Source organism: Mesoflavibacter sp. CH_XMU1422-2, from assembly GCF_037029245.1.
GTDB classification, from domain to species: Bacteria; Bacteroidota; Bacteroidia; order Flavobacteriales; family Flavobacteriaceae; genus Mesoflavibacter; species Mesoflavibacter zeaxanthinifaciens.
Genome location: NZ_JAYMEE010000092.1, coordinates 177981 through 190791, shown reverse-complemented (window position 1 = coordinate 190791; position 12811 = coordinate 177981). Strand labels below are relative to the sequence as shown.

At 32.5% G+C, this 12811-nt stretch carries 9 protein-coding genes; 6 read left to right on the top strand and 3 right to left on the bottom strand.

Going from position 1 to position 12811, the window contains the following annotated elements; genetic code table 11:
* Positions 1–61: 61 nt before the first annotated feature.
* From WA340_RS13820 to WA340_RS13795, 6 genes are all read left to right on the top strand, one after another.
* Positions 62–1366 carry an NAD(P)/FAD-dependent oxidoreductase gene (locus WA340_RS13820; RefSeq protein WP_336129509.1) on the top strand — a complete coding sequence of 435 codons (1305 nt, stop codon included), beginning with the start codon at positions 62–64 and terminating at the stop codon, positions 1364–1366.
* A 1-nt stretch (position 1367) separates the two neighbouring features.
* Complete coding sequence (locus WA340_RS13815) at positions 1368–2951, top strand: 4Fe-4S binding protein (RefSeq protein WP_336129508.1); 1584 nt, start codon at positions 1368–1370, stop codon at positions 2949–2951.
* A gap of 42 nt (positions 2952–2993) precedes the next feature.
* On the top strand, positions 2994–3683 hold the full coding sequence (locus tag WA340_RS13810; protein WP_336129507.1) for a glycosyltransferase family 2 protein: 690 nt from the start codon (positions 2994–2996) through the stop codon (positions 3681–3683).
* Positions 3684–3739: 56 nt separating this feature from the next.
* A complete protein-coding gene (locus WA340_RS13805; RefSeq protein WP_221184965.1) occupies positions 3740–5173 on the top strand; it encodes a cellulose synthase family protein in 1434 nt (477 codons plus the stop codon).
* 351 nt (positions 5174–5524) lie between these two features.
* Positions 5525–6886, top strand: coding sequence for a glycosyltransferase family 87 protein (locus WA340_RS13800; protein WP_336129506.1), 1362 nt, complete (start codon positions 5525–5527; stop codon positions 6884–6886).
* Between the two features lie 111 nt (positions 6887–6997).
* Positions 6998–7258: a heavy-metal-associated domain-containing protein gene (locus WA340_RS13795; protein WP_027880963.1), complete on the top strand. Its 261-nt coding sequence runs from the start codon at positions 6998–7000 to the stop codon at positions 7256–7258.
* A gap of 50 nt (positions 7259–7308) precedes the next feature.
* On the opposite strand, the gene WA340_RS13790 is transcribed toward WA340_RS13795, so the two are convergent.
* Genes WA340_RS13790 through WA340_RS13780 form a run of 3 tightly spaced genes read right to left on the bottom strand, consistent with a single transcriptional unit; the run spans position 7309 to position 12797 of the window.
* Positions 7309–8733 carry an alpha-amylase family glycosyl hydrolase gene (locus WA340_RS13790; RefSeq protein WP_336129505.1) on the bottom strand — a complete coding sequence of 475 codons (1425 nt, stop codon included), beginning with the start codon at positions 8731–8733 and terminating at the stop codon, positions 7309–7311.
* 13 nt (positions 8734–8746) lie between these two features.
* A complete protein-coding gene (locus WA340_RS13785; protein ID WP_336129504.1) occupies positions 8747–10681 on the bottom strand; it encodes a glycoside hydrolase family 13 protein in 1935 nt (644 codons plus the stop codon).
* Position 10682: 1 nt separating this feature from the next.
* On the bottom strand, positions 10683–12797 hold the full coding sequence (locus WA340_RS13780; protein ID WP_336129503.1) for a glycoside hydrolase family 97 protein: 2115 nt from the start codon (positions 12795–12797) through the stop codon (positions 10683–10685).
* Positions 12798–12811: the final 14 nt, after the last annotated feature.

The window sequence follows — 12811 nt, the reverse complement described above, 5'->3', positions numbered from 1 at the left end:
TGGAAAAAAGAATTAAGGTTTTAACAAAACCTTCGACTTAAAGCCTAACTAAAACCAAAAAATGGAGCACGTGGTTATTATTGGTAACGGAATTTCGGGAGTTACCTTAGCACGACATATTAGAAAATTATCTGATAAAAAAATCACAATCATTTCTGCTGAAAGTGATTACTTTTTTTCGCGTACGGCGTTAATGTATGTCTACATGGGACACATGAAGTTTGAGCACACACAACCTTACGAAAATTGGTTTTGGAAGAAAAATAATATCGAATTAAAAAAAGGCTACGTTAACAGTATTGATACTGACAATAAAACGCTTCATTTTGCAGAAGGCGACCAAATGAGTTATGATAAATTAGTGATCGCAACAGGTAGTAAACCTAATAAATTTGGTTGGCCAGGCGAAAATCTAAAAGGCGTGCAAGGTTTATACAGCAAACAAGATTTAGAACATCTTGAAATCTATGCGCCAAATAATAAAGTTTGTAAACGCGCCGTCATTGTTGGTGGCGGATTAATTGGTATTGAATTGGCAGAAATGTTGAACTCTAGAAATATTCCGGTAACATTTTTAGTGCGCGAAAGCAGTTTTTGGAATAGCGTTTTACCAGAAGGCGAAAGCCAAATGATAAACAGACACATTAAAAATCATCATATCGATTTAAGACTTTCAACTAATTTAAAAGAAATCATTTCTGATGACAACGGAAAAGTAAAATCCATCATCATTGAAGACACTGGCGAAGACATTCCTTGTGATTTTGTTGGCTTAACTGCTGGAGTTTCGCCTAACATTTCATTTTTAAAAGAAAACAATATCGAAACCAATAAAGGTGTTTTAGTCAATCGTTTTTTAGAAACTAACATTAAAGACATTTATGCTATTGGTGATTGCGCCGAACAGCGCGAAGCGATTGGAAATCGTAGACCAATTGAAGCGGTTTGGTACACAGGACGCATGATGGGAGAAACTTTAGCGCAAACCATTTGCGGCAATAAAACGGAATACAAACCAGGACATTGGTTTAACAGCGCAAAATTTTTAGATATCGAATATCAAACCTATGGTTGGGTAAACGGTAAAAAAGGAAAACCTGATTACGAAGCTCATTTTCATTGGAAACATGAAGACGATACCAAATGTATAACAATAGCTTATCACAGAGACACCAATCAATTTTTAGGGATCAATACCTTTGGCATTAGACTACGTCACGAAGTTTTTGACAAATGGCTTACCGAAAAGCGAGATTTAGACTTTGTCATCAATCATCTAGAGCAAGCCAATTTTGATCCAGAATTTTACAAACGATTTGAAAACGAGATAAAAGAAACGTACAATAACACCTTACAAACTAACTAACATGAGCTTAAAATTAAATTACAGTATGTCTTTGGCTAATTCTTACGGATTAACAAAAACTCAAAAAATAGCATCAGCAGTTGGTATGTTAGGCCTTTTTATTTTGGTGTTGGCTTTATTTAACGTTCAATTTCCTAACAAAGCAATTACTCTAACTATCGCTTTGAGCCTAATGTTTATTGGCGCTATTGGGTTTTCTAACAGCTTGTATTTAGACAAATCTAAAGGCATAAAAAATGATGGTGTTTGGTTTAAATCTTTATCTTCAAGAGGATTAGTCGGTTGGCTAATTGGTGTTGTTTTAACCTTATTTTATATTGTACTTTATTTTTATCCGCAATATTTAGGTTTAGCTCAAAAAGGTGAAGAAAACACAGGTTTAGTTGCGCTTTTTGATCCTTTAAGTCAACTTTTAAGTGGTAGAGATGCCAGTCAATGGTTTGTTTACGGTACGCTATATACAGTTGCGATTTTGGTGTTTGGTTATAAATTCATTTTAAAATATAGACATAATCGCTATGAGCAAATCCGCACTATTTCGGTCATGTTTTTTCAATTGGCTTTTGCGTTTTTAATTCCAGAATTTATGTACGTAATGAATAGCGATTTACCTTACTACGATTTAAAAAACATTTGGCCTCTTAATTATTATAATTTTGAAAGTTATCGCGTAAAAGCATTTATAAGCGCAGGAAACATTGGATTAGCGATGCTAATTTTTGGTATCGTTTCAATATTTGTTATTACACCTATTTTAACTTATAAGTACGGTAAACGTTGGTACTGTTCTTGGGTTTGTGGTTGTGGTGGATTAGCCGAAACAGCTGGTGATAGCTTTAGGCAATTAAGTGACAAATCTCAATTTGCTTGGAAGGTAGAGCGTTGGGTAATTCACTCGGTTTTAGTGTTTGTTGTACTTATGACTACAGCTGTAATACATAGTTATTTGGGTAATGATACCAGCAAGTATTGGCTTACAAAATCGTCGTTTTTAATTTTTGTTGCATCGTTTTTAACTTTAATTTTTGTTGGAACATTTATCTTTAAACGTAAAGAATTAGCTAAAGATGCCAAATATGGTGCTATTGGTTACTTTGTAATTATCATGTCGTTATTTGCTTTGCACTATTTTAGTAAAGACAATTCGTTATTTTTATTTAAATCTGAAAGTTTAAGAAAAAGCTACGGATTTTTAATCGGTTCTATATTTTCTGGTGTTATTGGTACTGGCTTCTACCCTATTTTTGGCAGTCGTGTTTGGTGTAGATTTGGTTGTCCTATGGCGGCAATTTTAGGATTTCAGCAACGTTTATTTTCAAAATTCAGAATTACTACCAACGGTGGTCAATGTATTTCTTGCGGAAATTGTTCTACCTATTGCGAAATGGGAATAGATGTACGTGCTTATGCACAAAAAGGTGAAAACATTGTACGTTCTAGTTGTGTTGGCTGCGGTATTTGTAGTGCAGTTTGTCCAAGAGGCGTTTTAAAATTAGAAAACGACAGCATGAAAGGACGTATAAACCCTAACGAAATCCTTCTTGGAAACGATGTAGATTTAATGGATTTAATAAATAACAAATAATCCAAAAACAATTGTATTTTTGCGCTAAGATTAAATGCCTAAATGCCCAAAATAAAAGTCATTATTCCTGCTTTTAACGAGCAAGACTCAATTGCAAATGTTATACAAGACATTCCTTCTTTAGTAGAAGAAGTTATTGTAGTTAGCAACAATTCTACAGATCTTACAGAAGTTAATGCAAAACATGCAGGTGCAACCGTATTAACAGAAAACAGAAAAGGTTATGGTTATGCGTGTTTAAAAGGTATGGATTACATCTCTAAGCAACAGTCTAAACCTGATATTATTGTATTTTTAGATGGTGATTATAGTGATTATCCAGAAGAGCTTACTAAAATAATTGCTCCTATTATTGAAGATAATATTGACTTAGTTATTGGTAGTCGTGTTAAAGAATTAAGAGAAGATGGTGCTATGACACCTCAACAAATCTTCGGAAATTGGCTAGCAACCAAATTAATGTCACTTTTTTTTAAGGCTAAATTTACAGACCTTGGTCCCTTTAGAGCTATTAAGTACGATAAGCTGTTAGCCCTTAATATGGTTGACAAAACGTACGGTTGGACAGTAGAAATGCAGTTAAAAGCATTAAAGCAAAAACTTAGTTATACAGAAGTACCTGTAAACTACAGAAATAGAATTGGTGTCTCAAAAGTTTCAGGAACCATAAAAGGTAGTATATTTGCAGGCATAAAAATTTTGTCCTGGATTTTCAAATATAGTTTTAAATAGTGATTTTAGAAACCACATTAATAGTCATTTACAGCATTTCGCTAATTTTAATATTCATGTACGCGTTAGCGCAATTAAACTTAATGTTTAATTATTTAGCAGCTCAACGTAAAAAGGATAAGTGTCCAAAATTCAATTTAAATAATCCAGAAGAAGTACCTTATGTAACCATACAACTTCCTGTCTTTAACGAGTTGTATGTTATGGACAGATTATTAGACAACATTGCTTTAATAGATTATCCAAAGGATAAATTAGAAATTCAAGTTTTAGACGATTCTACAGACGAAACCGTAATTACAACCAAAGCACACGTAGAAAAGCTTGCAGCAACAGGATTAGACATCAAACATATTACCAGAACCAACAGACAAGGGTTTAAAGCTGGTGCATTAAAAGAAGGATTAGAAATTGCAAAAGGAGAATTTATCGCCATTTTTGATGCCGATTTCTTACCAGAACACGACTGGTTACAAAAAACAATCCCATATTTTAAAAATGATAAAATTGGTGTTGTACAAACACGTTGGGCACATATCAACCGCGATTATTCAACATTAACAAAAATACAAGCATTTGCTTTAGATGCACATTTTACATTAGAGCAAGTTGGACGTAATAGCAAAGGTCATTTTATCAACTTTAACGGTACTGCTGGTGTATGGCGTAAAGATTGTATTATTGATGCAGGAAATTGGGAAGGCGATACACTTACCGAAGACTTAGATTTAAGTTACCGTGCACAGCTTAAAAACTGGGAATTTAAATATCTAGAAGATGTCGAAACACCAGCCGAATTACCTGTTGTTATCAGTGCAGCAAGATCACAACAATTTAGATGGAATAAAGGTGGCGCAGAAAACTTCAGAAAAATGCTTTGGCGCGTTTTAACTAGCAAGAATATTTCTGCTAAAACCAAATTACACGGTATTTTACATTTGTTAAATAGTACCATGTTTTTAAATGTATTAATTGTTGGTATTTTAAGTATACCAATGCTTTACATTAAAAACGAATATGCGCATTTAAGACCATACTTTTACATTATGAGCTTTTTTGTAATGAGTACTATTATCTTCTTTGTTTGTTATTGGATTATGTACAAACGTAGTCATGGCAACACGTTTAAAGATTTTATCAAATATATTGGTATGTTCTTTACGTTTTTCTCTATCGCAATGGGCTTTTCTTTACATAATTCAATTGCAGTTTTAGAAGGACATATTGGTAAACGAAGCGAGTTTGTACGTACGCCAAAATTCAACATTAGTTCACTTAAAGATAGCTGGAAAGGCAATAAATACTTACGCAAAAACATTAGTATTAACGTTGTTTTTGAAGGTCTTTTAATGCTTTATTTCGCTTTCGGAATGTACAGTGCATTCATAGTTGGTGATCAAGGTGGTGATTTTGGATTATTCCCTTTCCATTTAATGCTTACAATTGGTTTTGGATTTGTATTCTTTAAGTCTTTAACTTCAAAAGCTTAGTTTTTTTTGGGCGTTACCACAAGTGGTCGCGCTATCCATTACTAGTTTTGGCTCGATGCAAGCCTCGCCAAAAGCTAACCATTACTATCGCTAACGCACGTACTTGCCAAGAACAAGTTCTAAACCTAGAATAAGGCTTAATTTATGTCTTTATTAGCTATTTAAAATTTGTCAATTCGAGTGGATTTTACGATTCAAAATGAGTAAAATCAGTATCGAGAATAGAATTTTTTTAATTTAAACAAGTTCTCGATACAATTTTTCGTACCTCAAAATCACTCGAACTAACGCTTTATTATGATTTTGAAATCAAAATGCTCAACAGGTTTCTTTATTAGCTATATTTGATTAATGCAAATCAACACAACATTTTTCAAACTAAATAAGATTTCAATACTTCTTACGTTTGCTTGTTTATTATTCTATTTTAGTTTTGCCTATAATTTAGCACGGACAGACTATATTAAGCTTATAACGCTTTATGTAGCTTTATTTATAGTAAGTTATAAATTAATACAAATAACTAGTGGTAACTTTAAGTTTTTACTTGTAGCAGCCATTTTATGTCGACTTGTGTTTTTATTATCAACTCCTAATCTATCACAAGATTTTTATCGCTTTATTTGGGACGGATACCTTAATCAATTAGGTATCAACCCTTACCTATATTCTGCTAACGAAATTGTTAATCAAAACTTAGCACAACAAATGCCCAACCAACAACAACTTTACGATGGTATGGGCTGGCTTAGTCAAGGTAACAACAGTAATTATCCGCCTATTAATCAGTTGTTTTTTGTACTTGGTAATTGGTTTCCGGGAAGCAGTATACTAAGTTCTATAATTGGAATGCGCGTATGTATTATCCTTGCTGATATTGGAGTGATATTTTATGGAAGAAAATTATTAAAAGCTTTCCAACTTCCAGAAAATTCTATTTTTCTATATGCGTTAAACCCTTTAATTATTATTGAATTAACTGGTAATTTGCATTTTGAAAGCATAATGATATTTTTTATCATATTTAGTCTTTACCTTCTTCATAAAGGCAAATGGTTTTGGTCTGCTATATGTTTTGCATTTGCAATTTCAACTAAATTAATACCTGTTTTATTATTACCATTTTTTATAAAATGGTTTTTAAAACACCACAACTTAAAATCCTTAATTGGTTTTTATGCTGTTATTGGTATTACTGTACTATTATTATTTTTACCCTTTATAAGTTCAGATTTTATTACAAATTATTCTAAAACAACAGCGCTTTGGTTTAATAATTTTGAATTTAATGCTAGTATCTATTACATTGCAAGAGCTATTGGATACAGTATATCTGGATATAATCAAATTGCTATTATTGGTAAATGCTTAGCACTTTTAATTTTTATAATTGTTTGGTCTTTAGCTTTGTTTAGAAAAGTAAATAATATGCAACAATTAATAGTTAACATGCTTTTAGGCTTGACAGTTTACTTTTTATTAAGCACTACCGTTCATCCATGGTATTTAGCTACATTGGTACTTCTTTCGGTGTTTTCTAACTACAAATATGTAATAGTTTGGAGCTTAGTTATCGTGTTAAGTTACCTAGCATATGCAAATAAAGATAATACCGAAAACTTGTGGTTAATTGGTATTGAATATTCTATCGTATTTCTATTTATTATTGGTGAAATTTTCAACCTAAAAACTATCAAAAACATTAAAATATAACAGCATTTTAACGCAAATGTTAAAATAATTAGGAATAGTGTATTTTAACATTTTGTAACTTTATGATACTTAATAAATGGTTAGCTAACTAGCCAATCTAAAACAATTATCATGAGTTTAATATCAGAAAACGTTATCCCTGGTAACCATGGGAAAGTATTTGAAACCAATGCAAAACAACTTGAAGATTTAGAGTTAATTAAAAACGCTGCTTTAAGAGTTGATGGTGTAGAAAAAGTGATTATAGATGCAGATACCTATCCTAAGCAATTTACTGTACAAACTTCTAAATTAGTAGAGGTTATTACAATAGAAAACGAGATTAATAAAACAGGTTTTCATGCCATTCCTAAATCTATCTTTCCTTTATAAAAAAAGCGCCTAAAAAGGCGCTTTTTAAAATTCAAATAAATAGTGTAAAACTATTGCTTTACATAAATTTTGTATGTGTTTGGAGCTAACTCAATTGCATCGCCTTTTAATTGGATTGTTTGATTAGCAATGTAATCTAAATAACTTCCTTTTTGAGGTATGCTAGTTTTAATACTTTCATCTGAAATGTTTGCAACAAAAATAACCTCATCATCATTTTTTGTTCTGCTAAATGCAATCACACTTGGTCCTGCGTCTATTGCATTGTAAGCAGCTGCGTCTTTACCTCCGTTTAAGGCTGAATTTGTATTTTTTAATTCGCCTAAACGTTGTAACAAAGTAAAGTAATCACCTTTAGTTTTAGGGATGCTATCTTTTTCAAAAAACAATAATCTGTGATCTAAATCATACTCTTGCCCAGAATAAATTAAAGGCATACCAGGCATGGTATAAGTTAAAGCTGTAAATAGCTCTTTACTATTTGGCATTCGTTCTCTTAAAGTACCTGCCCAAGAGTTTTCGTCGTGATTTGTTACAAAGTTCATGTTGATATCATCGTCTTGCAACACTGTATCTTGCTTTTTAATATAAGCTTGAAAATCGTCAGCATTTTTTTCTCCTTTAGCTAGTTCATTTAATAAATGATGTCCTTCCCAAGCATACTGCATGTCAAATGCCTTTTCTAACAATGCTGGTTGTTCTGCTTCTGCAAGCATAAAAACAGGTTTTATTTGCTTTAACTCTTTAGTCACTTCTTCAAAGAAATCTTGTGGCACTTTGTGCGCAACATCCATACGATAGCCATCAATATTAGCTTCGGTTAACCAATATTTTAGATCGTTAATCATTTCTTTACGCATCTCCGTATTATCATAATTTAAATCGGCAACATCAGTCCATCCCCAAGATTCTCCAGTTTCAGGATTGATTGGATCTATAATTTCTCCTTTATCGTTTTGAGTGTACCAATCTGGATGAGCAGTAATCCATGGATGATCCCAACCTGTATGATTTGGCACCCAATCTACGATTACATAAATTCCGTTGTCATGCGCAGTATCTACCAAGTTTTTAAAGTCTTCTAGATTACCAAATTCAGGATTTATTGCTTTGTAATCTGATACTGAATAGTAACTACCTAGATATTTTGCACGTTCTTTTTCGTCTTCAATATCACTGGTAAATTGTCCGTCAGTTGCTTTTCTTTTAACTTCAGAAATTGGGTTAATTGGCATCATCCAAATTACTTTTACACCTAAGTCCTTTAATACAGGAATATCCTTTGTAAAGGCATTAAAAGTACCTTCTGGCGAGTATTGACGGATGTTAGCCTCATAGATTACGCCGCTTTCAATATCTGCATCTGTAATTGGCTGAAATGTATCTTCTTGTTTAGCTTCAGGCTCTGCTTGTTTTTGTTCTTCTTTACAAGCAAAAAGCACCGCTATTGTTAATAGTAAGATTAGTTTTTTCATGTTTATATTTATTTTAATTTTTTGTTTTGGTTGTTAGTATCAAACTACCTTTTTTATCTAATTGAATCGCATCTTCCCAAATCATAGTTTCACCAGTAATTATATTGGTTAACGTCTTTCCTTTTAAACCAACTTCGTTATAACGGTTTAAGTCTATTGTTATTGGATTTTCGTTTTTATTAATAATATGAACTACGGTTTCATCTTCTGCAATTCTAAATAAAAAGTAAGTCCCATTAAATGGTGCAAAATGTATGGTTTTACCATTATGTATGGCATTACTTTCTTTTCTATAATTAAGTAATGTTTTTATATAGCGTTGCATATCTAATTGCTCTTCTGTTAACCCTTTACCTGTAAACGCATTTACAGCATCATCTTGCCAACCGCCAGGAAAATCTGTACGAATTAATCCATGATCACCAGGTTTTTCAAAATCGTCCATTAAAATTTCTGTTCCGTAATAGATTTGAGGTATTCTTGGTAAGGTTAACATGTAACTTAATGCTGTTTTAGTTTTTGTTATATCACCATCAAACTGAGTAAAAACTCTACTTTTATCGTGATTATCTAAAAAAATCATGATGTCTTTTGGTGATGTATAACTAAAATCGTTAGCTAATCCTTCGTAGATTTTAATCAAACCACGATCCCAAGCTTCGTCTTGATTTAAAGCGTCTACAATATTTTGGTTCATTGCAAAATCCATTGTCGATTTTAAATGCCCATTGTAGCCATCTTTATTTTTATGTCCTGCCTGCCAATACCCAATAAGTAATGGATTATAACTCCACTCTTCTCCAACAATACTAAAGTTAGGATACTCTGTCATTATTTGTTTTGCCCAACTAGACATAAAATCTTTGTCAGGATATGGATAGGTATCTTGTCTAATTCCGCTAAGTTTTAAAGTTTCTATCCACCAAATGCTATTTTGCGTAATGTATTTAGCCATAAAAGGATTACGCTGGTTTAAATCTGGCATTGTTGGGACAAACCAACCTTCGGTCATTTCTTTTTTATCTTGGTTTGATGCGTATAAATCTTGGTTAACGGTACGTCTGTGATTAGAATTATTTAAAGGTTCTCTTTTTTCAAATTTAGATTGTTGATTAACCCAATCTTTAAATGGTAAATCTTTCATCCACCAATGTAACACTCCGCAATGGTTTGCTACCTGATCCATGATTAATCCCATACCTTTTTCTCTTGCTTTTTGAGATAGATTAATGTACTCTTCCATAGTCCCAAAACGAGGATCTACTTGATAATAATCGGTAATTGCATATCCATGATATGATCCATTTTCCATATTGTTTGTTAGCAGTGGACAAGACCAAACTTGTGTAAAGCCCATATCGCTAATGTAATCTAAATGATTAGTAATCCCAGTTATATCACCACCATGACGTTTGTAATCATGATTTCTATCTACACCTTGTTCCTGCAAACCTTCAACACTATCGTTGTTTGGGTTTCCGTTAGAAAAACGGTCTGGCGTGATTAAATAAATAGCATCGCTACTGTCAAAACCAACAAATTGGTCTACTGCTTTGTCTCTGTCTTTTAGTTGATAGGTTTGTACTAATTTAGTACCATCTTCAAATTTAAAATGAATATTAAACTGTCCTGATTTTGCTATTTCTGAAATTTCTAAATCAATAAATAGATAATTTGGGCTATCTGCTTTATTAACTTTTTTAATAGCAACACCAGCATAAGATATACTTGGTGTTGCTTTTGAAATATTTGGATGATGAACCAATAACTGAAGTGATGCCTCTTTAAAACCAACCCACCAATGTGGCGGTTCTACACGGTTTACTTCATTTTTAACTTCTGTTACTGTTTCTGTTTTAGTATTTAATGCTTCGTCTTCTTCATTTTTACATGAAAAAAATAATGTTAGCATTGCAAAAAACAGCACTATGTTTTTAGTTAATTTCATCTTATTTATTTTCTATAATACTAATTGCATATCCACCACCAGGAACAGATAGCTGAGAAATTTTTGATTTGTTAGTTACCTTTTTAGTTGAAATTTTATAAGCCTGAGGATTTGTTTTATAATGCGCATCTTTTGCATCTGCATAAATCGTTGCAGTATATGTTTTGTCCTTATCTAAAAAGTCTAATTTAATTGTAGATTCTCTTGGATTATTACCATTTACATTACCCACAAACCAATTATTAGACCCTTTTTCTTTACGTGCTACAGTTAAATAATCTCCTGGTTCTGCTTCTATATAAATACTCTCGTCCCAATCTATTGCAACATCTTTTATAAATTGAAACGCATCCATAAACTGCTGGTAGTGTTCTGGTAAATCTGCAGCCATTTGTAATGGGCTATACATGGTTACATATAAAGCTAATTGGTTTGCAATGGTACTATTTACATGCGAATTGTTGTTTGGATTAAGTTTGCTAATATCCATTTCAAAAATTCCTGGTGTGTAATCCATTGGTCCTCCAATTAAACGTGTAAACGGAAGAATTGTAACATGATTAGCATTAGAACCACCAAATGCTTGATATTCTGTACCACGAGCAGACTCATTACCTATTAAATTAGGGTAAGTACGACTAATACCTGTTGGTCTAACTGCTTCATGCGCATTAACCATAATTTGATATTCTGCTGCTTTTTCTAAAGCATATTGGTAGTGATTTACTATCCATTGGCTGTAATGACGTTCTCCTCGTGGTAAAATATCTCCTACGTATCCACTTTTTACTGCGTCGTAACCATGGTCTTTCATAAACTGGTATGCTTCATCCATATGGCGCTCGTAATTTCTTACAGACGAAGACGTTTCATGATGCATGATCATTTTTACGCCTTTAGATTTTGCGTAAGCATGAATTTCTTCTACATCAAAATCTGGGTAAGGTGTTACAAAATCAAATACATAGTCTTTAGATTGACCAAACCAATCTTCCCAACCTTCATTCCAACCTTCAACTAAAACACCATCAAAACCATGTTTTGCTGCAAAGTCTATATAACGCTTTACGTTTTTATTGTTTGCTGCGTGAGTTCCGTTTGGTTTCACTTTTGTAAAATCGGTCTCTCCTAATTTTACTGATGGCAAATCGTTGGTGTATGACCAAGAGCTTTTACCTGTAATCATTTCCCACCAAACACCAATATATTTTACTGGTTTAATCCAAGATGTGTCTTCTATTGCGCAAGGTTCGTTTAAGTTTAAGGTTAGTTTTGAGGCTAAAATATCTCTAGCATCATCACTTACTATTATTGTACGCCAAGGTGTTTTTGTTGGTGACTGTAAATAACCTTTATCGCCTCTAGCATCTGGTGTTAAGTGTGAATTAAAAATAAAGTTTTTATCATCTAGATCTAATGATAAACAAGAGTAATTAATTAAAGCTGCTTCATGTAAATTGATGTATAGACCTTTATCTGTTTTCATCATTAAAGCTGTTTGCACACCTGTTTTAGAAAACTGTTCTTGAGAGGCATTACCTGTTACTGCTTTATCAAATAAGCCTCTAATTTCTGAAAGTTTTGATTTTGTATAATCGTACTCTTGCGTGTCATAATCACCAGGAATCCAAAATGCAGTATGATCTCCTGTCATTGCAAATTGTGTACGTTCTTCTTTTATGGTAAAGTACACTAAGTTTTTTTGCGTAGGAAACTCGTATCTAAATCCCAAACCATCATCAAACAACCTAAAATTAATAATCATAATTCGGTCTGTTTCATTTTGTGTTAAAGTTACTTTTAACTGATTGTAATGATTAGTTATCTCTTTAACTTCTCCCCAAACCGGTTGCCATGTATCTTTAAAAGTAGATGTACTAGTATCTGTAACTTTAAAATCATCTAACAATGATTTTTTATCGTTTTTAAGATGAAACCCTAAACGACTTTCTTTTATAACTTCTTGATTTTTGTATTGTAATTTGTAAGTTGGTGTTCCGTCTTCTTGAAGTGAAAATTGCATGGTCAACTCGCCATTAGGTGATGTTAACTGTTGCGCAGTTACAACGCTTACAGAAAGACAAAGTAATATTATTAATGGTTTTAGTAATTTCATTTGTTTTGATGTAT

Bases quoted from the DNA above. Each gene is read 5' to 3' on its own strand.
- WA340_RS13785 (WP_336129504.1), bottom strand. From the start codon at position 10,681: ATGAAATTAACTAAAAACATAGTGCTGTTTTTTGCAATGCTAACATTA.
- WA340_RS13815 (WP_336129508.1), top strand. From the start codon at position 1,368: ATGAGCTTAAAATTAAATTACAGTATGTCTTTGGCTAATTCTTACGGA.
- WA340_RS13795 (WP_027880963.1), top strand. From the start codon at position 6,998: ATGAGTTTAATATCAGAAAACGTTATCCCTGGTAACCATGGGAAAGTA.
- WA340_RS13790 (WP_336129505.1), bottom strand. From the start codon at position 8,733: ATGAAAAAACTAATCTTACTATTAACAATAGCGGTGCTTTTTGCTTGT.
- WA340_RS13800 (WP_336129506.1), top strand. From the start codon at position 5,525: ATGCAAATCAACACAACATTTTTCAAACTAAATAAGATTTCAATACTT.
- WA340_RS13805 (WP_221184965.1), top strand. From the start codon at position 3,740: ATGTACGCGTTAGCGCAATTAAACTTAATGTTTAATTATTTAGCAGCT.
- WA340_RS13820 (WP_336129509.1), top strand. From the start codon at position 62: ATGGAGCACGTGGTTATTATTGGTAACGGAATTTCGGGAGTTACCTTA.
- WA340_RS13810 (WP_336129507.1), top strand. From the start codon at position 2,994: ATGCCCAAAATAAAAGTCATTATTCCTGCTTTTAACGAGCAAGACTCA.
- WA340_RS13780 (WP_336129503.1), bottom strand. From the start codon at position 12,797: ATGAAATTACTAAAACCATTAATAATATTACTTTGTCTTTCTGTAAGC.